Origin of the sequence: Streptomyces sp. NPDC053076, assembly GCF_044546845.1 — a bacterium.
Lineage (GTDB): Bacteria > Actinomycetota > Actinomycetes > Streptomycetales > Streptomycetaceae > Streptomyces.
Genome location: NZ_JBITZL010000005.1, coordinates 311,451 through 331,437 on the forward strand (window position 1 = coordinate 311,451; position 19,987 = coordinate 331,437).

Genomic DNA, 19,987 nt, shown 5'->3' on the forward strand with positions numbered 1-19,987 from the left:
TACGTATCGCTGCACGTTTATGCAATCGTCTCGCTCTCGGCCCTGGGGAGCATCACCCAGCGGGACACCACGAAGGTGACCGGGATGGCCGCGGCGGAGGCGAGCAGCGGGGCGAAGCGGCTGCCCGCGTGCAGGACGTCGACGATCAGGTACACCCCCGCCGTCGTGATCACGAAGTTCGAGAGGTTCGTCAGCGGAAACAACAGGAATTTCCGCCAGGTGGGCCGCGTCCGATAGGTGAAGCGTGCGTTCAGGAAAAAGGATCCGATCATGCTGAGCGCAAATGCCAGGACGTGCGCGACCAGATAGGGAAAAGCCGTGAGAAAGAGAAGGTAAAGAAAGTAGTAGGTCGCCGTGTTGACCACGCCGACCGCCGCGAAGGCCAGAATCTGCCGCATCAGGGGATGAGATCTTTCGTCCGTTCCACGTTGGTCGCCTTCACCAGGAAGTGCGGGCGCCCCTTCACCTCGTAGTAGATGCGGCCGGTGTACTCCCCGATGACACCCAGCATGACCATCTGAACGCCCGCGAGGGCGGTGACGGCGGTGATGATGGTCACATAGCCGGGGGTCTGGACGCCGTTGACGAGCGCGGCGCCCACGATCCAGGCGGTGTAGAGGCCCGCGCACAGCAGCAGACCCACGCCGAGCCAGAGCGCGGCGCGCAGCGGGCGGTTGTTGAAGGACAGCAGGCCGTCGAGGCCGTAGTTGAGCAGGCCGCGCAGGTTCCAGGAGCTGCGGCCGGCCTCGCGCACGGCGTTCCGGTACTCGAAGGTGGTGCTCGGGAAGCCCACCCAGGCGAACAGCCCCTTGGAGAAGCGGTTGTACTCGGTCAGGCCCAGCACGGCGTCCACCACCCGGCGTGACATCAGCCGGAAGTCCCCCACCCCGTCGACGAGTTCGACGTCGACCAGCCGGTTGACGAGCCGGTAGTACAGGCGGGCGGTGAAGGTCCGGGTGAGCCGGTCGCCGGTGCGGGTGCGCTTGGCGATGACCTGGTCGTAGCCCTGCTCGCGCAGCTCGACCATCCGCTGGATCAGCCGCGGCGGGTGCTGGAGGTCGGCGTCCATGACGATCACCGAGTCGCCCGAGGCGTGCCGCAGGCCGGCGAGCAGGGCCGCCTCCTTGCCGAAGTTGCGGCTGAAGGAGACATAGCGCACCCGGGGATCACCGTCCGCCATCCGTTTCAGGACGGTGAGCGTACGGTCCCGGCTGCCGTCGTCCACGTACACGAACTCCATGTCGTGGCCGAGGGGCAGCAGCTCATCGGCGACCTTCTGGACCTCCTCGTGGAAGCGGGCGACGACGTCCTCTTCGTTGTAGCAGGGCGCGACGATCGATATCAGCATGATGGGCCCCCCTGGGCGCGGTCAGAGCGCGGCGGTCACGCGCTCGCGCGGTGATGTGGTCGTGGGCGGCGCCTGGGCGCGCCGGCGGCGGACGGCGGTCAGGACGGTCAGCAGGACGAGGGTCAGCAGGGAGCCGGCCCCGATCGCCGCCCCCAACCGCAGGCCGGGTGGATGGAAGGTGCAGGTCAGGCTGGTCGAGGCGGTGTCGAGGGGAACGGCGATGAGGCCGTGGTAGTCCCCCGCCGGGCGGGCCGGTCCGTCGCCCGTCGCGCACCGCCAGCCGGCGATCCGGGGCGCGGCGAGGACCGCGATCCCCTTGCTCCCGGCGGGCAGCCGGGCGCGGACGGTGCCGTCGGAGACGGTGACGTCGGTGGCGCCGGTGGCCTTGAGGTGCGCGGCGGCGGTGCGCAGCCGGTGGGTGTCCAGGCAGCCGATCGCGTCGGGCGGGATGTCGCCGGGCCGGGCCGGGGTCAGCCGGATCCGCACCAGCCCGGAGGCGGGCGCCGTGCCGAGCGGTGCCACGGCCGCGCGGTTGCGCGAGGCCCTGGAGTTGAAGTAGGCGGTGGGGCCGCCGGCGAGCCGGGCCTTACCCGCGTAGTGCGCGGCCCACAGGTTGACCTGGGTCCCCGCCGGGCACCGGGCGGTGATCGTCGGCCGGGTCAGGGCGTTCCCGGAGCCGACGCGGCGCGTCGGGATCGGCTTGCCGGAGTCGTCCCGCACGGCGACGCGGGGCACGGTGTAGACGCGGCTGCCGAGCAGCGTCTCCTGGTTGCGGTAGGGCGAGGTGCCGAAGGGGCGGGTGTCCGGGGCGGGCCGCACCGTCACCAGGGGCGGTACGTCCCGCCGGGTCACGCTCATGGGGCGCTCGGCCGGCGGCGCGTGCCGTTGGTGCTGGTCCGGCGGGGAGTGCACCCGGGCGCCGACGGAGAAGATCACGTCCGTGACGGCGTTGTCCAGGCTCTGCACGCTCCGTCCGCGCGAGGTCCAGCCGTCGCCGAGTGCGGTCAGGGTGCGGCTGAGGACGTCGGAGGTGAGGGAGCTGTAGTACTGGGCGCCCTGGCCGCCCACCAGCAGCGGGTCGTTGCCGACGGTCTGCTCGCGGCCGGGGTCGGTGCGGTACCGGGGCCAGTCGCCGGCCTCGGCGATCAGTGCCGACTGCCGTTCCTGCCGCTCGCCCCAGGGCGCGTAGTCGTCCATGTGCGCGAGGCGCAGCCGGGTGGCCACGGCCGAGGTCGCGGCACTCTCCCCGATCTGCGCGCCGAGCAGGAGTACGACGGCCAGCCCGGCGAGTCCGCCGCGGCGCCGGGCTCGGGCCGGCAGGACGAGCCCGGCCAGCGTCCCGGCGACGGCGAGCAGCAGTACGGGCCAGGTGAAGAACCTGACCGCGTCGCTGCGGCCGGCGAGGGCGGTGATCAGGGCCAGCAGCGCCGCCGCCAGGCCGAGGGCCCGCAGGTCGAGCGGGCCGTACGACAGTGCCTGCCAGGCGGCGATGACGAGCAGCCCGCAGACCACGAAGGTCTGCCGGTAGGGGCTGCCCTGCGGCGTGGCGAACGCGTGCCAGACCAGGTGCGTGGGGGCCCACTGGAGGGACAGGGCCGCCGCGAGCACCAGGGCCGTCCAGCCGGCCCGGACCCGGCCGGGGACCGCTCGGTGGAAGGGCAGCGCGAGGGCCGACAACAGCGCGGTGGTGCCGACGTAGAGGGCCGGCGAGCCCCAGCCGTACGCCGTCGGCAGCAGCCGGGCCAGCACGTCCTCGGCCGGTACCGGGCTGAACGTGCTCACCCGGCCCGGGTAGGCGTGCCGGGTGCCGAAGTAGACGACCGTGACCAGCGGGGCGGCGAGGCCCACGCCGAGGGCGACGGTGAGCACGGCCCGGCCCGCCGTCGCGAGGGCCTGCCGGCGGGGTGGTCGGGTGAGCACGAGCCGGAGCAGCAGCACCAGGGCGGCGCCGAGGGTGGCCATGTAGGCGGTGTAGAAGTTGGCGGTCCAGGCGAGGGCGACGATCAGGATCCCGGGCAGGCGCCGGCGTCCGGTGAGGACCCACTCGCCGACCAGGCAGAGCAGGGGCAGGGCGATCAGCCCGTCGAGCCACATGGGGTTGTAGTCGGCGTCGGCGAGGGTCCAGCCGCACAGCGCGTAGGAGGCACCGAGCGACCCGGCCGCCCACCAGCGGCCGGGACGCAGGGTGAGGAGCAGCCAGGCCATGGCCGCGGCGGCGGAGGCGATCTTCAGGACGGTGATGACGTACACCGCGAGGTCGATGTCGTCCCGGGGGAAGAGCGCGACCAGCAGGGCGAACGGGCTGCCGAGGTAGGTGCCGAGGTCGGGCAGGAAGCTGGAGCCGTAGCCCGACTGCCAGTTGATGTAGAGGCCACCCTCGGCCCGGCCGTGCAGCAGGTCCCACAGGTGGGCGTGGAAGGGCACGAACTGGTTGCCGAGGTCGTTGACGCTGCGGGTGCGGGGACCGAACGGATAGCAGCGGGCGAGTACGTCACCGGCGCAGAGGGCGACGACCGTGACGGCGGCGGCGAGCAGGGCGGCGGCCTGCCGCGGCCGGGATATCGCTTTCACGCCCTGTTCCCGTCCGGGTGCCGCCCCGCGTTCCCGTGGGCAATGCCCCGTGCGCCTGGCGGAGTACTGCGGTGCATTTCGGCGGTCCTCACAGAATGTGTCCCCCATCTATTCGCCGACTTAGACGGAGAGCGTTTCCGGATGGTTGTGTGCGCACCGGGAAGTGACGCAACTTCCTCCTGGTACGGGAAACACCGGGTGAATTTCATGGCCGACCGGAAAACACTGGATTTCCGGTCGGTGTTCTCAAGGTGAACCGGCCTCGCGGTCCGCCTGGGGCCCAGGAGGACTTCCGGGCGTGGAGGCGCCACGCCCGACCGGCAGCGCGCCGCGCCCGACCGGGAGAGCGTTCCGGCTCCTGCGGTCCCGTCCTGAGCAATACGGTTTCTGTCATGAGCGATGAGCGGAGCACCACGCGTGAGGAACGTTTCGCCCGCGGACTGGAGGTACTGCGGTCCGTCGACGGCGAGGCGGGGCGGCGGGTCGTCGACTCGCTCGCCGACATCAGTCCCGAGATGGGGCACCAGATCGTGGCCTGGGGCTTCGGCGAGATCTACGCCCGGCCCGGGCTCGCGCCGCGGGACCGCCAGCTGGTCACCCTGGGGATGCTGACCGCGCTCGGCGGCTGCGAGCCCCAGCTGGAAGTGCACGTCGAGGCGGCGCTGAACGTGGGGCTCACGCCCGAGGAGATCGTGGAGGCGTTGCTGCACGCGGCGGGCTACTGCGGTTTCCCGAAGGCCCTGAACGCCACGTTCGTGGCGAAGAAGGTCTTCGCCGAGCGTGGGCTGCTGCCGCTCGGACAGCAGCCCGCGCAGGAGCCTCCGGCCGCTCCCGCTTGATCCGGGGAACGTGACGGAGTCCGCCGGAAGGGTGTAGGAATCGAACCTCTGTCAGCACGTCGAACGACAGGAGGGGAAGGGGTATGAGCACGTCAACGGGGCGGCCACCGACGGCGAAGGGCGCGGCGGCGGACGAGTACCGGCCGGTACCCGACGTGTTCGCGCACCTGGCCGGACGCTGGCGGGTGGAGCGCGACGTGCGGGATCTCGCGGGCGGGCACGAGGGGCACTTCACGGGGGTGACCGTCTTCGGCCCGCTGGACGGCGGCGGGCTGCTGCACGAGGAGTCCGGGATCTTCACCTGGCAGGGCGTGGCGCGGCCGGCCACCCGCACGCTGCGCTTCCTGCCGGGCCCGGCGCCCAGCCGGGCGGTCGTGCGGTTCGCGGACGGGCGGCCCTTCCACGAGCTGGACCTGGCCACGGGCCGGTACGTCGCCGAGCATCCCTGTGCGGCCGACTTCTACCGGGGCGAGTTCACCGTGCGGGACGCCGGCCACTGGCGCACGGTGTGGCGGGTCGGCGGCCCGGCGAAGGACCTCCTCCTCACCACCGACTACGTACGCGAGGACTGAGCACGTACCCCGTCGAAGCGGAGGTTCCAGCGGCCGGAGCGGCCGGTGACGGTCGTGGTGGAGAGCGGGCGGACGTCCAGGTTCCAGTACGCCGTGGGAGGCACCCTCAGGGCGTAGACCAGGGCCGCCCGGATCACCGAGGGCTCGGCCACCGCGAGGATCCGGCCGCCGTCGTCCACCGGCCGCGTGTCCAGCCAGCCGCCGACCCGGGAGATGAACGCCAGCAGGGGCTCGCCGCCGTGCGGCGCGGACCGCGGGTCGGCGAGCCAGGAGTCCACCGCCTGCGGCTCGCGGGCCATCGCCTCACCCAGCGTCAGCCCGCGCCAGCGGCCCATGTCGCAGTCCCGCAGGGCGAGCTGGACCAGCGGGGCGTACCCCAGCGCGTCGCCCGTGGCCCGGCTGCGCGGGGTCGGCGAGCAGTAGCGCAGTTCGGCCGCGGCGAGCGGCAGCAGATCCCCGGCGACGCGCTGCACCTCGTCCCAGCCGGCCTGGTCCAGCGGCCGGTCGTCCTCGAAGCGCTCCGCCGGCAGCTGGGCGCTGCGCGCGGCGGCGACGAACGTCACCCTCAGTGGCATGCGGTGATGGTGAGCCGTACCGGCAGGCAGGTCAAGGGGTGCCGCCCGCCGGTTACGGACGGCGTGCGATCACTCACCGGCCGTTCGCCCGAAGGTATGGACCATCCACCGTTCGGGCCGGTCGAGCGGCCGGAAACCCAGCTTCTCGTAGACACCGTGCGCGTCCTCGGTCACCAGGGCCAGCCGCCGCAGGCCGAGGGGCGCCAGGTGGTCGCGGACGAGGCCGACGAAGGCCGTGCCGAGGCCCTTGCCGCGCAAGGATCGACGTACACATCGGCGAGCCAGGCGAACAGCGCATGGTCGGTGACCACGCGCGCGTACGCCACCTGCTCCCCGGTCGCCGTCGCGTAGACCCCGAAGTTCAGCGAGGACGCCATCGCCCGCTCGTGCTTCTCCCGGGGGCGGCCGATCGCCCAGTACGCCTCGGCCGACAGCCAGCCGTGCACCCGGTCGGCGTCGACACGGGCGGGATCGGCGGAGAACTCGTATCCCTCGGGGAGGGCGGGCGCGTCACTCATCCGGTGATCCTCACAGGCCCGGCCGCTGTGGCGCGACCCGATTTCGCAATACCTCGTCGCACGCGCCGCCGGAGTGGCGCCGGCCCACGAGCCGGTGCACCTCACCGGGCCCGGCATCGCCGGCCTGCTGCGGGTGCCCTCGTCCCGCAGTTCCTGGGGCCGCCCGGTGCCCCGGGATGGCGTTCCTCGGTGTCCCGCGGGCCAGCCAGTTGCAGTCGGCTCAGCCCCTGCTCACACTGGTGTCGTCGGCGCTGCTGCTGGGCGAGCACCTCACGGCGGCCGCTCCCCTGACCGCCGTCGCCGTCCTGGTCCGCATAGCCGTCACACAGCGGTCGTGAACGTGAGGAGGGCCGGCAGATGCATGCATCCAAGGGCGACCGTCTGGTCGTGCACGGCAGAGTGGTCGGCCAGCACGACCATGTCGTGGAGGTCGTCGAAGTACTCGGCACCGAGGGCAATCCGCCGTACCGCGTCCGGTCCGAGAACGGGCACGAGACGATCATGTCCCCCGGGCCCGACTGCCAGGTCAGGCACGGCGAAGAACAGCACCGGTAGTCACCGCGGTGGTTTCGCCGGCTCCCGGTAGTGGTCGGCGACCACCCGTGCCATCGCCCCGGCGGGATCGGCCGCCAGGTCCTTCGCGGCGAAGAACACATGCCCGCGCACCTCGGGACACCTGGCGGCGAGGGTGAGGTGCCGGGACAGCTCGACCGGGTCCTGCCAGGCCGCGGGCTGTCCCGCGGCGCCCGCCCGGTACAGGGCCTCGCCGACGTACAGGTGGGTCTTGGAGCCCTTGGCGACCTCCGCCCACCACGCCACGAGCTCGGCGTAGTCGGCGGCGGCGTTGCCGATGTGCCAGTACAGCTGCGGAACGAGGTAGTCGATCCAGTGCTCGCGCACCCACTTGCGGGTGTCCGCGTACAGATCGTCGTACGTCTCGATGCCCGCCCGGGTGTCGGAGCCGCGCGAGTCGGTCGTCGCGTTGCGCCACACCCCGAAAGGACTGATCCCGAACCGGGTGCCGGGCCGCACCCGCCGGACGCCGGCGGCCATCTCCCGCACCAGCGTGTCGACGTTGTCCCGGCGCCACGCCGCCCGGCCGGGGAAGGCCCCGCCGTAACGGTCGTAGGCGTCGTCGTCGTCGAAGGTCTGCCCGGCCACCGGATAGGGATAGAAGTAGTCGTCGAAGTGGACGGCGTCGACCGGGTACCGGGCGACCGCGTCCAGCATCGCCTGCTGCACGAAGGCGCGGACCTCGGGCAGGCCGGGGTTGTAGTACAGCCGGCCGCCGTACGGCACCGCCCAGGCGGGGTGCTTGCGGGCCGGGTGCGCGGCGGCCAGCCGGCTGGGATCGGTGTGGTGGGCGATCCGGTACGGGTTGAACCAGGCGTGCAGCCGCAGGCCCCGGGCGTGGGCCTCCGTGACGGCCGTGCCGAGCGGGTCCCAGCCCGGGTTCCTGCCCTGCGTGCCGGTCAGGTACTCGGACCAGGGCTCGTACGGCGAGGGCCACAGCGCGTCGGCCGTGGGCCGCACCTGGAGGATCACCGTGTTGAGCCGGTCACGGACGGCGCGGTCGAGGTGGGCGATCAGCTCCTTGCGCTGCCCGGCCGCCGTACGGCCGGGCCGCGAGGGCCAGTCCCGGTTGAGGACGGTCGCGATCCACACGCCCCGCATCTCCGCGCTCGCGCGGGGCGCCCGACCGGGTCCCGCCGCCTGCTGACCTCTTGCGCCGTCCCCGGCCGCGGCCGGGGTGAGGCCGGCGCCCCCGGCCGTCCCTCCCGGGGCCGAGCCGGCGCCCGGCGCCGTGACCAGCGTGGACAGTGCGGCCAGCGCGAAGGCCCGCCGCGACATGCGCCCCATCTGCACCTCCCCGTACGCTCCGGATCCGCTCCATCACGGATCGTTAGGCGCTCCAGGATGCCCCCACCCGGGCGATCGATCATCGATACTTGGCGGTAACGTGCACGATCGGAGCAGACGCCGAACCCGGAGGTCTGCCAGCGAGCCGGACGACCAGCGAAGGGGACGATGTGACGGGCATCCCAGGGGGAGACATTGCGCGCGTCGGAGTCGTGGGCTGCGGCCAGATGGGCGCGGGCATCGCCGAGGTGTGCGCCCGCGCGGGACTGGACGTGAAGGTCGCCGAGACCACCGGCGAGGCTTTGGAGATCGGCCGTACCCGGCTGTTCAACTCCCTGGCCAAGGCCGCCGAACGGGGCAAGATCACCGAGGCGGAGCGGGACGAGACCCAGGCGCGGCTGAGCTTCACCACCGACCTCGGCGAGTTCGCCGACCGGGACCTGGTGATCGAGGCCGTCGTCGAGAACGAGCAGGTGAAGACCGAGATCTTCCAGGTGCTCGACCAGGTGGTGACCCGACCGGACGCGATCCTGGCCTCCAACACCTCCTCGATCCCGCTGGTGAAGCTGGCGGTGACCACCTCCCGGCCGGACCACGTCGTCGGCATCCACTTCTTCAACCCGGCCCCGGTGCAGCAGCTGGTCGAGCTGATCCCGGCGCTCACCACCTCCGAGGGCACCCTCAGCCGCGCCCAGGTCTTCGCCGAGAAGGTGCTCGGGAAACACGCCATCCGCGCTCAGGACCGTTCCGGGTTCGTGGTGAACGCGCTGCTGGTGCCCTACCTGCTGTCCGCGATCCGGATGTTCGAGTCGGGCATCGCCAGCCGTGAGGACATCGACAACGGCATGGAGATGGGCTGCGCCCACCCGATGGGTCCGCTGAAGCTGTCCGACCTGATCGGCCTGGACACCATCGTCTCCATCGCCAACTCGATGTACGCCGAGTACAAGGAGCCGCTGTACGCCGCTCCCCCGCTGCTCCAGCGCATGGTGGAGGCGGGCCGGCTCGGCCGGAAGTCCGGCTCGGGCTTCTACACCTACGGCTGATTACCAAGAGCGACGCCTGCGGGCCCGGCACTCATGTGGGTGCCGGGCCCATCTGTTTCACACACCGTGTGCGCGACGGGCACGCATATGCCCTTCGCACACGCTCCCCACGCGCCCACCTGGCGAGTTCACTCTTGATGCGCATGCAAGGGATGCGGACCATCCACTTCGACTACCGAAAGGAGCGGACCCGTGACCACCGATCCGGAGCATCCCGTGGTCCATGGAGAACTCGCAGAGTTACGGCGCCGCCTCGACGTGGCCTACGCCCGTGTCGAGGGAGGGCTGGCGCTGCTCCGTCACCGCACCGAGGAGACCGCCAAGGAGCTGGACGATCTGAACTCCCGGATGGCCTCGCTGGAACACACACGCTGGCCGCTGCCCTCGCTCGCCGCGCTGAGCGCGCTCGGCGCGCTCGTGGTGACGGTCTGGCAGGCGCTGGCCGCCCACTAGCCCGGCGGCCCGCCGGCTAGCCCTCGTTGAGCCTGAGGTGGTGCAGCAGGAGTAAGGCGGCCGCCATGTTGGCGGCCGGGACCTCCCCACGGGCGATCAGGTCGGGGACGAGTTTGAGAGGGACCCATTCCCGCCGGTCCGACTCGAAGTCGTCCACGGGGGGCCCGACGTACTCGCCCCGGTCGGCCCAGTAGATGTGGTGCCGGGCGTCGGTGAGGCCGTTGGACGGCTCCACGCTCATGAGGTGGTGCAGGGGTCCCGGCCGCCAGCCGGTCTCCTCCTCCATTTCCCTGGCCGCCGCCGTCGCGATGTCCTCGCCGTCCTCGACGACGCCCGCGGCCAGTTCCCATCCCCAGCTGTCGGTGATGAAGCGATGCCGCCACAGCAGCAGCACCTCGTTCGCCTCGTTGACGACCGTGGCCACAGCCACCGGGCGCAGCCGGATCAGGAAGTGGTCCAGGTGCCGGCCGTCCGGCAGTTCGACATCTGCGAGATTGACGCTGAACCAGCGGTTTGCATACACAGTTTGTTCGTTCTGTTTCGTCCACTGCACGGTTCTGCCACCTTCCGCCGAGTAAGTGGCAATATCGCAGCAGGGACGGTCCTCCCCACAGTGGGCCTACAGCGGTACGCGCAGCGCCCCGTCGATCAGTTCGGCGGCCTCGGCGGTGTCCGCCGAGGCGCAGCGGGCCAGATGCTCGCGTACCGCGCGGAGTCTGTCGCGCAGCCGCTGGGACTCCATTCCGCGGGCCTGCTCCGCCATCCGCACGGCGGTGGCCACCGCCTTGTCGGCGTTGCCCTGGCGCAGTTCGATGGTGCTGAGCATGGCCAGCCGGTGCACCCGCCCCCGGTCGTGGGCGGGATTGTCGACGGCCGCCGCCGCGTGCTCCCCGGCGGCGGCGAGTTCCCCGAGACTCAGCAGCGCCTCGGCCACCTGCACGTTGACCAGCCCCGGCTGCACATACCCGGTCTCGTCGGGCTCGTGACCGCGCCGGATCCGCTCGGCCGCCGCCTCCGCGCGCCGGATGCAGGACAGCGCGCTGCCGCTGTCGCCGAGATGGGCGTACGCCTTCGCCTGCATCGCGTACAGGTCGGAGGCGAGCGCCGGGGTGATGTGCCGGCCGGCGGCGCGCAGCGCCGCCTCGGCGAAGGCGACGGCCTGCCGGTACTCCCGCATGAACAGCGACTGGTTGACCAGCAGGGCGATCACATAGGCCCCAAGTCCCCGGTCCCCGCTGGCCTTCGCCAGCCGCAGCGCCTGATGGAAGTAGCGCTGGGCCAGACCGTGGGCATCGGAGTCGTACGCGCAGATGCCCGCGACGGCCACCAACCCGCCCGTCGCGCGGTGCAGTTGACGGCCGGTGGCGTCGGTGTAGCTGCCACGCAGCAGCGGCGCGGCCTCGGCGTCGAGGAATCCGACGATCCGGGTCCGGGTCGCGATCCCGCCGGCCTTCCGGTACATCTGCTCGTAGTGCGTCCGGGCGGCGCGCAGCATCTCGATGTCGGCCGCGGTGACCCGGTGCCGGCCGCCCCGCGAGACGTCGACGTCCTCGGGCGGGTTCTCCCACTCCCACACCGGCATCACCGCCGGCGTCCCGGTGACCGCGGGGGCGCCCAGCACATGGGGCCGCTGCTGTTCGTCCGACCGCCACAACGCGGTGGCCCGCTCCACGAAGCCGGACAGCGAACCGGGGTGCGGCGTACTCGGCTCGCCGGGCACCCCCAGTCCGATGTCGTCCAGCGTGACCGGCCGGCGCAGCCGGGCGGCCAGCACCTCGCAGATCAGGTCGGGCACCTGGCCGCGGGGCCGCTGGCCCTTCAACCACCGTGCCACGGCGGTGTGTTCGTAGCGCAGCGCGAGACCGCGGGCGCGTCCCGCCTGGTTGACGTGGGCGGCGAGACCGGCGTGCGAGATCCCCGCCTCGTCCAGGATGGCGTCGAGCAGAGTGTTGGGCTGCATGGGATGCCCCCCGAGTGGCCTGGTGCGGTCAGCGTAGTGGGTAGGCGTTCACACGGGGTGTGAACCGAGTGTCCGTATCCGGGCTGTGCGCGCGGTGTCGCCCCGCGTGTTCCGCCGGTTGACTGAGCTGCCGGCCAAGCCGCCGGTTCCCCCTCGAAAAGCGGTGGCTTGGCCGGTTGACCGCGCAGGGCGCCGCTAGCGGTGCGGTGCCGGCCGCGAGCGGACGGGGGTCTGGCGCGCGGGGGCCCGCGCCCCGGACAGCTGTACCTCTTTCCGGTCGTTCCGCAGGACCAGGACCGCGATGTCGTCCGCGGGCTTCTCGCCCGTGTGATGCAGGAGGGCGCCGAAGACCTTGCGCAGAACCGTCTGCGGGGACTCGGGGTGGTCGCGCACCACCTCGCGCAGCACGTCCCGCAGGGCGAAGAAATTCCCCCGGCCGTCCCGTGCGTCCTCCGCGCCGTCCGTGAACAGAACGAGGGACTCCCCCGCGAGCAGCCGCCCGCAGGACGGGGCCGCCAGCTCCGCCGGCAGCGGGAACGGCCCCAGCGGCGGGAAGGGTTCCGCGTGTGTCAGCGGGTCGACCCTCGTACCCCTGAGCAGGTACGGCCACGGGTGACCGCAGTTGAGGGCGCGCAGCTCGCCGTCCCGGCCGATCTCCAGGAGCAGGACCGTGACGAACTCCTCGGCGACCGGGTTGTCCGGCTCCGCGGTGCCCTGCGCCGGGTGTTCGGCGCGGGCGCGTTCGCGCAGGTGCCGGGCGAGGGTGCGGTCCAGCCTGCGCAGGACGCGGCCCAGTTCCGGTTCGTCGTGGGCGGCCTCGCGGAAGCTGCCCAGGAGGACGGCGACGGTGCCGAGGGCGGCCAGACCGTGCCCCCGTACGTCACCCATCACCACACGCACGCCGTACTCGGTGGCGACGGCCTCGTACAGATCACCGCCGACGCACGCGCCCCGGTCGGCGGACAGCTGGGCGGCGGCGACATCGAGCCCGTCGAGTCGCGGCGGCGGCGGCCGCAGGACGACACTCTCCGCGACCCGCGCCGCCCGCCGGGCGAGCCGCAGCTCCTGGAGCAGGGTGCGGCGGACATGGAATATGAGGCCGGTGCCGACGGCGAAGAACACGGCACTGGTGACGATGCGCGCCCCGAGCCCGTGCTGCTGGGCGAGTGGGCAGCCGAACTTGTAGCCGACCGCGACGGCTCCCCAGACCGTGGGCAGTACGGCTGCCCGCCCGGTGGGTGCCCGTGCCTTGATGCGGATCATGCCTGAGGTCCCCCATGTGGGCCTGACAGAGCAGCGGACCGACCCCGAAAGGCCGGTCCGATTCTGTCGAGAGGCATGACCCGGGCGGGTCGGATCACCGTTGTTTCCCACCCGAACGAGTGAGGCGGCCTGGGCCGACCCGCATTTATGCGGGTGACCGCAGGGCCGACGCGGCCTCCGAAGGGGCGCGGGGCTGTCCCCCGTGCCGCTCCGCATGGTTCGGCCGGCCACGGGAGACCCGCAGCCGGCCGACACCAGGAGCCGCGCGACTAGCCCCGAAGCACCGCGCCCGTCAGCTCACCGGCGAGAGCCACGGCGGCATCCCGCGCGGCCGATGCCTCGTCCACGGTCAGCGTCCTGTCCGCCGCCCGGAACCGCAGCGCGTACGCCAGCGACTTCTTCCCGTCCCCGAGCTGCTCGGCGTTCTCGTACACGTCGAACAGCCGGATGGTCTCGAGAAGCTCGCCCGCACCCGCGCGCAGCGCCGCCTCGACCTCCGCGGCCGGCACCGGCTTGTCCACGACGAGGGCGACATCCTGCGTGGCGACCGGGAACGTGGAGATCCTCGGAGCCTGCGGAGCGCCGCCGGCCACCGCCTCCAGGGCGTCCAGGTCCAGCTCCATCGCGGACGTGCGCTCGGGCAGCCCCAGGGCCTTGAGGACACGCGGGTGCAGCTCTCCCGCATGGCCCACGACCTGCTCCGTGCCGTCGGCGGTGACCACCAGCTCGGCGCAGCGGCCGGGGTGCCACGGGCCGTACCGGCCCTTGCGGACGATCAGCTCGACCTCGGCCTCACGGGCGACCGTGCGCGCCGCCTCGACGGCGTCGGCCCAGTCGGCCGGGCGGCCCTTGCCCCACCAGCCGGCCTGCTCGCGGGCGCCGGTGAGGACGACGGCGACGTGCCGCGGCTGCTCGGGCAGCGCGGCGTTCAGCGTGGCGATCTCCTCGTCGGTGGGACGCCGGTCGACGGGCAGGTGCACGGCGGTGCGCCGCTCCTCGCGCGGCAGGAAGACCAGGCCGGTCTCGAACAGCGCCAGATCGTGCGAACCCCGGCCGTCGTTGCGCCGCAGGGCACCCAGCAGGCCCGGCAGCAGCGTCGTCCGGAGCGCGGGCTCCTCGTCGCTGAGCGGGTTGACCAGCTTCACGACCCGGCGGGCCGGGTCGTCGGCCGCCAGGCCGAGCTGGTCGAAGACCTGCTCGCCGAGGAACGGGTAGTTCGGCGCCTCGACGTAACCCGCACCGGCCAGCGCCCGGCCGACCCGGCGGTGCAGCCGCTGACGGTGGGTCAGGCCGCGTCCCGAGGGGAGCTTGGGCAGCGTGGAGGGCAGGTTCTCGTAGCCCTCCAGGCGGATGACCTCTTCGGCCAGGTCGTTCGGGTCGGTCAGGTCGGGACGCCAGGACGGGACGGTGACGATCAGCTCGTCCTGCCCGTACACGTCGCAGCCGACCTCCTGGAGACGTCGTACGACGGTCTCCCGGCCGTAGTCGACGCCCGCGACCTTGTCCGGGTGGCCTGCCGGGAGGGTGATGGTGTGCGGGGCCGAGGGCGCGATGATCTCGGTGACGCCGGCCTCCGCCGTGCCGCCCGCGAGGAGCACCAGCAGGTCCACGGTGCGCTGCGCGGCGGCAGCGGCGGCCTGCGGGTCGACGCCCCGCTCGAAGCGGCGGGACGCCTCGGACAGCAGCTTGTGGCGGCGGGCGGTGCGCGCGATCGACACCGCGTCGAAGTGGGCCGCCTCGATGACCACGTCGGTCGTGCCCTGCTCGGTGGCCTCGTGGTCGGCGATCTCCGTGTTGGCGCCGCCCATCACGCCGGCGAGGCCGATCGGGCCGCGCTCGTCGGTGATGACCAGGTCCTCGGAGTGCAGCGTGCGCTCGACGCCGTCGAGGGTGACGAGCTTCTCGCCCTCCTCGGCCCGGCGTACGCCGATCGGGCCCTGGACCAGCTGCCGGTCGTAGGCGTGCAGCGGCTGGCCCAGCTCCATCATCACGTAGTTCGTGACGTCGACGGCGAGCGAGATCGGGCGCATGCCGACCTTCTGCAGCCGGCGCTGGAGCCAGATCGGGGAGCGCGCCTCCGGGTGCAGGCCGGTGACCGTGCGCGCGGTGAAGCGGTCGCAGCCGAACGGGTCGGAGACCTGGACCGGGTAGCCGTAGGCGTTCGGCGCGGGTACGTCGATCAGGGCGGGGTCCCGCAGCGGCAGGCCGTAGCCGATGGCGGTCTCGCGGGCGACACCGCGGATGGACAGACAGTCGCCGCGGTTGGCGGTGACGGCGATGTCCAGGACCTCGTCGACCAGTTCCAGCAGCTCGATGGCGTCCTTGCCGACCTCGGTCTCCGGCGGCAGCACGATGATGCCGTGGTTGCCGTCGTCGCCCATGCCCAGCTCGTCGCTGGAGCAGATCATGCCGTGGGACGTCTTGCCGTAGGTCTTGCGGGCGGCGATGGAGAAGCCGCCGGGGAGCGTGGCGCCGGGCAGGACCACGACGACCTTGTCGCCGACCTGGAAGTTGCGCGCGCCGCAGACGATCTCCTGCGGCTCGCCGGTGCCGTTGGCCTGGCCGACGTCGACCGTGCAGAAGCGGATCGGCTTCTTGAAGCCCTCCAGCTCCTCGATGGTCAGCACCTGGCCGACGACCAGGGGGCCCTTCAGGTCGGCGCCGAGCTGTTCGACGCTCTCGACCTCCAGACCGGCCGAAATGAGCTTGGCCTGGACGTCACGGCCGGTCTCGGTCGCCGGCAGGTCGACGTACTCCCGCAGCCAAGAAAGCGGGACCCGCATCAGATCTCCATCCCGAACGGCCGGGTGAACCGGACGTCACCCTCGACCATGTCTCGCATGTCTTCGACGTTGTGGCGGAACATCAGCATCCGCTCGATGCCGAACCCGAAGGCGAAGCCGCTGTACTTCTCCGGGTCGACACCGCAGGCGGTGAGCACCCGCGGGTTGACCATGCCGCAGCCGCCCAGCTCGATCCAGCCCTCGGACGAGCAGGTACGGCAGGGGCGGTCGGGGTTGCCGACGGACTCGCCCTTGCAGACGTAGCAGAGCATGTCCATCTCGGCGCTCGGCTCGGTGAAGGGGAAGAAGTTCGGCCGCAGCCGGGTCTTCATGCCCTCACCGAACAGCGACTGGACCATGTGGTCCAGGGTGCCCTTGAGGTCCGCCATGGTCAGGCCCTCGTCCACGGCGAGCAGCTCGACCTGGTGGAAGACCGGCGTGTGCGTGGCGTCCAGCTCGTCGGTGCGGTACACGCGGCCGGGGCAGATCACGTAGACCGGCAGCTCTCGGTCGAGCAGCGAGCGGATCTGCACGGGCGAGGTGTGGGTGCGCAGCACGACACCGGACTCGGTGCCGCCGGACCCCGCGGCGGAGCCGCTGCCGGATTCCGTCTGCACGAAGAAGGTGTCGGCCTCGCCGCGGGCCGGGTGGTCCGGGCCGATGTTGAGGGCGTCGAAGTTGAACCACTCGGCCTCGAGCTCCGGGCCCTCGGCGACCTCGTAGCCCATGGCCACGAAGATGTCCTCGATGCGCTCCGAGAGCGTGGTCAGGGGGTGGCGGGCGCCGGCCGGGACGCGGTCGTACGGCAGCGTGACGTCGACGTCCTCCTCGACCAGCACGCGGGCGTCGCGCTCGGCCTCCAGCTCGGCCTGACGGACGGCGAGAGCCTTGTTCACGGCGCCGCGGGCCATGCCGACGCGCTTGCCCGCGTCGGCCTTCGCGTGCGGGGGCAGGGCGCCGATCTCGCGGTTGGCGAGGGCCAGCGGCGAGGCGGGTCCGGTGTGCGCGACCTTGGCCTCGTGGAGCGCGTCGAGGGAGTCCGCGGCGGCGAAGGCGGCGAGCGCCTCGTCCCGCATGCGCTCGATCTCTTCCGGTTTCAACGCCTCGACCTCTACAGGGTCGTACGACTTATTGGGTGCCGACATCTCTTCCCGTACTTCCGATTGCTGGCGGATGGTCCCCGTCACCGACTCGCGAGGGCCGCGTGAAGGACACAAAGGTGCCAAAGGCCGAGTCTAACGGGGTGAAGGAACGCGAATGCGCCCGCGGGGCGCTCAGGCCAGGTAGGCCGGGGCCGCCACGGGCAACGTAAATCGGAACTCGGCGCCGCCGCCCGGGGCACGGCCGACCGTGATGGTGCCGCCGTGGGCCTCCACGATGCCCTTGACGATATACAGCCCGAGACCTGTGCCGCCGCGTTTGCTGCCCCGCCAGAAGCGGGTGAAGACGCGGTTCATGGACTCCTCCGGGATGCCGGGCCCTTCGTCGCTCACCGTGACCGATGTGCCGGTTTCCTCGCCCTCGCGCGGGGATGCCGAGGGCGTGACGTCAATGGTGACGGTTCCCTCGCCGTGCCGCACGGCATTTTCGATGAGGTTGCTGAGCACCTGGTCGATCTTGTCGGGGTCGGCCCACAGGGCGGGCAGCGGCTGTTCGATGCGGAGCAGGAAGCGGCCGGCGGACTGGCCGGCGGCGACGTACGCCTGGATGTGCCGGGAGACGGCGGCCCCGATGTCGACGGGCTGGCGGCGCACCTCCAGCCGGCCGGAGTCGATCCGGGAGATGTCCAGCAGCTCGGCGATGAGGCGGGTGACCCGGTCGGCGTCGGCGTCGACGGTCTCCAGCATGAGCCGCTTCTGGTCGTCGGTGAACCGTTCCCACTTGGCGAGCAGGGTGGCGGTGAAGCCCTTCACGGAGGTCAGCGGGGAACGCAGCTCATGGGCGACGGTGGCGATCAGCTCCGCGTGACTGCGCTCGGTACGGCGCCGGGCCTCGGTGTCCCGCAGGGAGACGATCACGCACCGCACCGGCCCCAGCGGCTCGGCGCGTACGTAGCGGGCCGCGACGAGCACCTCCCGGCCGCCCGGCAGCAGCAGGTTGCGCTCCGGCTGCCGTACCCGGATGGCGAGCCCGCCGTAGGGGTCGGTGAGCTGCCACCAGCGGCGCCCCTCGAGGTCCTCCAAGGGCAGCGCCTTCTCCAGGGACTGCCCGAGCGCGTCGGCGGGCCGCACCGCGGTGATGCGCGCGGCGGCGGCGTTGAAGCAGGTCACGCGGCCGTGCTCGTCGGCGACGACGAGGCCGTCGGGCAGCTGGTCCGGGTCGAGGCCCGCAGGATCGCCCTGCCCGGGCAGGGGCGTGTGCCGCGCGTCCCTGCCCTCCGGCGCGGTGCTCGTGCCGGCCACACTCATCCCCGTACCCCACCTCTCAGACGGCGCAGGGCCCCGAGTTGGTCACCCTACTAGCTCTCGGTGACAGAGCGGCACCCTCCGGAGGCGCGCTGTGCACGGGCCGACGCGTAGAGACATACGGCGGCGGCCGTGGCGAGGTTCAGACTCTCGGCCTTGCCGTGGATGGGAACGCGCACCACGGCGTCGGCGAGGGCGCGGGTCTCCTCCGGCAGTCCCCATGCCTCGTTGCCGAACACCCAGGCGGTGGGTCCGCCCATGGTGCCCTTGTCCAGTTCCTCGTCCAGGTCGCGGTCGCCCGCACCGTCGGCGGCGAGGATGCGCACCCCGGCCTCCTTCAGGCCGGACACGGCCCGCTCGACGGGGACGCCGACGGCCACGGGCAGGTGGAAGTGCGAGCCGACGGAGGCCCGGACCGCCTTGGGGTTGTACAGGTCGACGGAGGCGTCGGTGAGGATCACGGCCTCCGCGCCGGCGGCGTCGGCGCAGCGCAGCACGGTGCCGGCGTTGCCGGGGTCGCGCACATGGGCGAGGACGGCGACCAGCCTGGGCCGGGCGGCGAGGATGTCCTCGAAGGGGGTGTCCAGGAACCGGCAGACGCCGACCAGCCCCTGCGGGGTGACGGTGGTGGAGATGTCGGCGATGACCTCTTCGGAGGCGAGGTGCACATGGGCGCCCGCGGTCCGGGCCTCACCGATGATCTCGGCGTACCGCTCCGCGGCCTCGACCGTGGCGAAGAGCTCGACGAGCGTCGCCTCTCCCCCGGCCCGATGCCCGGCGGCCTCCCGGACGGCCTGCGGCCCCTCCGCGAGGAACAGCCGGTCCTTCCCCCGGAAGTTCCGCTTGGCCAGCCGGCGGGCGGCGGACACACGGGCGGAGCGGGGGGAGATCAGCTCGGGGCTGACGGGGGGCATACGCTTCTTCACCTTCACAAGGGTCTTCTTGTCCAACACCGGCGGCGTGCGCGCGCCCCGGGGGCGCGGGGAACCGCGCGACGAGCCACGACGGACCCGCGGCCGAAGACGGGCCCCGCGCCCCCAACAGCAGGACCCGCAAGCCAGGCAGCCTGCGGGTCCTCAGTGAACGTCGGCTTCGAGCCAGCGCGGCGTCACGCAGCCTTGGGGGCGTTGACGTCCGACGGCAGCGCCTTCTGCGCGACCTCGACGAGCGCCGCGAAGGCGTTCGCGTCGTTCACGGCCAGCTCGGCCAGGATCTTGCGGTCGACCTCGACGTTCGCGGCCTTCAGACCCTGGATGAAGCGGTTGTAGGTGATGCCGTTGGCGCGGGCAGCGGCGTTGATGCGCTGGATCCACAGCTGACGGAAGTCGCCCTTGCGCTTCTTGCGGTCGTTGTAGTTGTAGACCAGCGAGTGGGTGACCTGCTCCTTGGCCTTGCGGTACAGGCGCGAACGCTGACCGCGGTAGCCGGAGGCCTGCTCGAGGATCGCCCGGCGCTTCTTGTGGGCGTTGACTGCCCGCTTGACGCGTGCCACTTGTTAACTCCTTGTAGCGGGGTCGTGGTGGTACTCACACGACCCGGAAACGATTCGGTCCCGGTCCAGACGCACGGCGCTCAGTCGGCGCCGCGGCGTCACTTGCCGAGAAGCTTCTTGATCTTCGCGGCGTCGCCCGGGGCCATCTCGGCGTTGCCGGTGAGGCGACGCGTGACGCGGGACGACTTGTGCTCGAGCAGGTGGCGCTTGCCGGCGCGCTCACGGAGCACCTTGCCGGAGCCGGTGACCTTGAAGCGCTTGCTGGCACCGCTGTGCGACTTGTTCTTCGGCATAGCGCCGTT

20 protein-coding genes and 1 pseudogene are annotated in these 19,987 nt (G+C 72.0%); 6 read left to right on the plus strand and 15 right to left on the minus strand.

From position 1 onward, the window contains the following. Window positions 1-17: 17 nt before the first annotated feature. Genes ACIGYR_RS22735 through ACIGYR_RS22745 form a run of 3 tightly spaced genes read right to left on the minus strand, consistent with a single transcriptional unit; the run spans window position 18 to window position 3,919 of the window. Entirely contained in the window at window positions 18-398 is a 381-nt protein-coding gene (locus ACIGYR_RS22735; RefSeq protein ID WP_399600913.1) for a GtrA family protein, read from the minus strand. Next, window positions 398-1,348 (minus strand): glycosyltransferase family 2 protein, encoded by a 951-nt coding sequence (locus ACIGYR_RS22740; RefSeq protein WP_399600916.1) that lies wholly within the window; start codon window positions 1,346-1,348, stop codon window positions 398-400. The genes ACIGYR_RS22735 and ACIGYR_RS22740 overlap by 1 nt, the downstream gene beginning before the upstream one ends. Window positions 1,349-1,369: 21 nt before the next feature. Beyond that, on the minus strand, window positions 1,370-3,919 hold the full coding sequence (locus tag ACIGYR_RS22745; protein ID WP_399600919.1) for a YfhO family protein: 2,550 nt from the start codon (window positions 3,917-3,919) through the stop codon (window positions 1,370-1,372). 392 nt (window positions 3,920-4,311) lie between these two features. Between ACIGYR_RS22745 and ACIGYR_RS22750 the strand changes: the two genes are divergently transcribed. Together ACIGYR_RS22750 and ACIGYR_RS22755 are read left to right on the plus strand one after the other, a co-directional pair. After that, window positions 4,312-4,758 (plus strand): carboxymuconolactone decarboxylase family protein, encoded by a 447-nt coding sequence (locus tag ACIGYR_RS22750; protein WP_399600922.1) that lies wholly within the window; start codon window positions 4,312-4,314, stop codon window positions 4,756-4,758. An 83-nt stretch (window positions 4,759-4,841) separates the two neighbouring features. Beyond that, complete coding sequence (locus tag ACIGYR_RS22755; RefSeq protein WP_399600925.1) at window positions 4,842-5,330, plus strand: DUF6314 family protein; 489 nt, start codon at window positions 4,842-4,844, stop codon at window positions 5,328-5,330. Here the strand turns inward: ACIGYR_RS22755 and ACIGYR_RS22760 are convergent. Then, window positions 5,312-5,905 carry a histidine phosphatase family protein gene (locus tag ACIGYR_RS22760; RefSeq protein WP_399600928.1) on the minus strand — a complete coding sequence of 198 codons (594 nt, stop codon included), beginning with the start codon at window positions 5,903-5,905 and terminating at the stop codon, window positions 5,312-5,314. The genes ACIGYR_RS22755 and ACIGYR_RS22760 overlap by 19 nt on opposite strands. Before the next feature lie 69 nt (window positions 5,906-5,974). Next, window positions 5,975-6,394 (minus strand): GNAT family N-acetyltransferase, encoded by a 420-nt coding sequence (locus ACIGYR_RS22765; protein WP_399601354.1) that lies wholly within the window; start codon window positions 6,392-6,394, stop codon window positions 5,975-5,977. Window positions 6,395-6,487: 93 nt separating this feature from the next. Here ACIGYR_RS22765 and ACIGYR_RS22770 point away from each other — a divergent pair. Beyond that, a pseudogene (locus ACIGYR_RS22770) lies at window positions 6,488-6,761 on the plus strand (EamA family transporter); the annotation flags it as partial. Window positions 6,762-6,780: 19 nt separating this feature from the next. Further along, window positions 6,781-6,978 carry a DUF1918 domain-containing protein gene (locus ACIGYR_RS22775; protein ID WP_391844537.1) on the plus strand — a complete coding sequence of 66 codons (198 nt, stop codon included), beginning with the start codon at window positions 6,781-6,783 and terminating at the stop codon, window positions 6,976-6,978. Here ACIGYR_RS22775 and ACIGYR_RS22780 read toward each other — a convergent pair whose 3' ends face one another. Continuing rightward, window positions 6,979-8,283, minus strand: a complete 1,305-nt coding sequence (locus ACIGYR_RS22780) for a glycoside hydrolase family 10 protein (RefSeq protein ID WP_399600931.1) — start codon at window positions 8,281-8,283, stop codon at window positions 6,979-6,981. It abuts the gene before it with no gap. A gap of 170 nt (window positions 8,284-8,453) precedes the next feature. Between ACIGYR_RS22780 and ACIGYR_RS22785 the strand changes: the two genes are divergently transcribed. Both ACIGYR_RS22785 and ACIGYR_RS22790 read left to right on the plus strand, forming a co-directional pair. After that, window positions 8,454-9,329: a 3-hydroxybutyryl-CoA dehydrogenase gene (locus tag ACIGYR_RS22785; protein ID WP_391844533.1), complete on the plus strand. Its 876-nt coding sequence runs from the start codon at window positions 8,454-8,456 to the stop codon at window positions 9,327-9,329. Window positions 9,330-9,521: 192 nt separating this feature from the next. Beyond that, complete coding sequence (locus tag ACIGYR_RS22790) at window positions 9,522-9,782, plus strand: hypothetical protein (RefSeq protein WP_399600934.1); 261 nt, start codon at window positions 9,522-9,524, stop codon at window positions 9,780-9,782. A gap of 16 nt (window positions 9,783-9,798) precedes the next feature. Here the strand turns inward: ACIGYR_RS22790 and ACIGYR_RS22795 are convergent, their stop codons facing one another. The 9 genes from ACIGYR_RS22795 to rpmI form a co-directional block, all read right to left on the minus strand. Beyond that, the gene (locus tag ACIGYR_RS22795) at window positions 9,799-10,335 is read right to left on the minus strand and encodes an NUDIX hydrolase (protein WP_399600937.1); all 537 of its coding nucleotides are present in this window, start codon (window positions 10,333-10,335) and stop codon (window positions 9,799-9,801) included. A gap of 66 nt (window positions 10,336-10,401) precedes the next feature. Further along, window positions 10,402-11,742: a transcriptional regulator gene (locus ACIGYR_RS22800; RefSeq protein ID WP_391844529.1), complete on the minus strand. Its 1,341-nt coding sequence runs from the start codon at window positions 11,740-11,742 to the stop codon at window positions 10,402-10,404. Between the two features lie 195 nt (window positions 11,743-11,937). Next, entirely contained in the window at window positions 11,938-13,005 is a 1,068-nt protein-coding gene (locus tag ACIGYR_RS22805; protein WP_399600941.1) for a PP2C family protein-serine/threonine phosphatase, read from the minus strand. A 269-nt stretch (window positions 13,006-13,274) separates the two neighbouring features. After that, complete coding sequence (pheT, locus tag ACIGYR_RS22810) at window positions 13,275-15,788, minus strand: phenylalanine--tRNA ligase subunit beta (protein ID WP_391844525.1); 2,514 nt, start codon at window positions 15,786-15,788, stop codon at window positions 13,275-13,277. Beyond that, window positions 15,788-16,933: a phenylalanine--tRNA ligase subunit alpha gene (gene pheS / locus ACIGYR_RS22815; RefSeq protein ID WP_391844524.1), complete on the minus strand. Its 1,146-nt coding sequence runs from the start codon at window positions 16,931-16,933 to the stop codon at window positions 15,788-15,790. The genes pheT and pheS overlap by 1 nt, the downstream gene beginning before the upstream one ends. Before the next feature lie 129 nt (window positions 16,934-17,062). Continuing rightward, on the minus strand, window positions 17,063-18,196 hold the full coding sequence (locus ACIGYR_RS22820) for an ATP-binding protein (protein ID WP_399600945.1): 1,134 nt from the start codon (window positions 18,194-18,196) through the stop codon (window positions 17,063-17,065). 50 nt (window positions 18,197-18,246) lie between these two features. After that, window positions 18,247-19,107: a TrmH family RNA methyltransferase gene (locus ACIGYR_RS22825; protein WP_399600947.1), complete on the minus strand. Its 861-nt coding sequence runs from the start codon at window positions 19,105-19,107 to the stop codon at window positions 18,247-18,249. Between the two features lie 194 nt (window positions 19,108-19,301). Continuing rightward, on the minus strand, window positions 19,302-19,685 hold the full coding sequence (gene rplT, locus ACIGYR_RS22830; RefSeq protein ID WP_006141703.1) for a 50S ribosomal protein L20: 384 nt from the start codon (window positions 19,683-19,685) through the stop codon (window positions 19,302-19,304). Between the two features lie 98 nt (window positions 19,686-19,783). Continuing rightward, window positions 19,784-19,978 carry a 50S ribosomal protein L35 gene (gene rpmI, locus ACIGYR_RS22835; RefSeq protein WP_004933563.1) on the minus strand — a complete coding sequence of 65 codons (195 nt, stop codon included), beginning with the start codon at window positions 19,976-19,978 and terminating at the stop codon, window positions 19,784-19,786. Between the last annotated feature and the right edge of the window lie 9 nt (window positions 19,979-19,987).

What these genes read in the sequence shown, in the direction of transcription:
- ACIGYR_RS22735 (WP_399600913.1), bottom strand. Translation starts at nt 398, where the DNA reads ATGCGGCAGATTCTGGCCTTCGCGGCGGTCGGCGTGGTCAACACGGCG.
- ACIGYR_RS22740 (WP_399600916.1), bottom strand. Translation starts at nt 1,348, where the DNA reads ATGCTGATATCGATCGTCGCGCCCTGCTACAACGAAGAGGACGTCGTC.
- ACIGYR_RS22750 (WP_399600922.1), top strand. Translation starts at nt 4,312, where the DNA reads ATGAGCGATGAGCGGAGCACCACGCGTGAGGAACGTTTCGCCCGCGGA.
- ACIGYR_RS22755 (WP_399600925.1), top strand. Translation starts at nt 4,842, where the DNA reads ATGAGCACGTCAACGGGGCGGCCACCGACGGCGAAGGGCGCGGCGGCG.
- ACIGYR_RS22760 (WP_399600928.1), bottom strand. Translation starts at nt 5,905, where the DNA reads ATGCCACTGAGGGTGACGTTCGTCGCCGCCGCGCGCAGCGCCCAGCTG.
- ACIGYR_RS22775 (WP_391844537.1), top strand. Translation starts at nt 6,781, where the DNA reads ATGCATGCATCCAAGGGCGACCGTCTGGTCGTGCACGGCAGAGTGGTC.
- ACIGYR_RS22780 (WP_399600931.1), bottom strand. Translation starts at nt 8,283, where the DNA reads ATGGGGCGCATGTCGCGGCGGGCCTTCGCGCTGGCCGCACTGTCCACG.
- ACIGYR_RS22800 (WP_391844529.1), bottom strand. Translation starts at nt 11,742, where the DNA reads ATGCAGCCCAACACTCTGCTCGACGCCATCCTGGACGAGGCGGGGATC.
- ACIGYR_RS22805 (WP_399600941.1), bottom strand. Translation starts at nt 13,005, where the DNA reads ATGATCCGCATCAAGGCACGGGCACCCACCGGGCGGGCAGCCGTACTG.
- pheT (WP_391844525.1), bottom strand. Translation starts at nt 15,788, where the DNA reads ATGCGGGTCCCGCTTTCTTGGCTGCGGGAGTACGTCGACCTGCCGGCG.
- pheS (WP_391844524.1), bottom strand. Translation starts at nt 16,933, where the DNA reads ATGTCGGCACCCAATAAGTCGTACGACCCTGTAGAGGTCGAGGCGTTG.
- ACIGYR_RS22820 (WP_399600945.1), bottom strand. Translation starts at nt 18,196, where the DNA reads ATGAGTGTGGCCGGCACGAGCACCGCGCCGGAGGGCAGGGACGCGCGG.
- ACIGYR_RS22825 (WP_399600947.1), bottom strand. Translation starts at nt 19,107, where the DNA reads ATGCCCCCCGTCAGCCCCGAGCTGATCTCCCCCCGCTCCGCCCGTGTG.
- rpmI (WP_004933563.1), bottom strand. Translation starts at nt 19,978, where the DNA reads ATGCCGAAGAACAAGTCGCACAGCGGTGCCAGCAAGCGCTTCAAGGTC.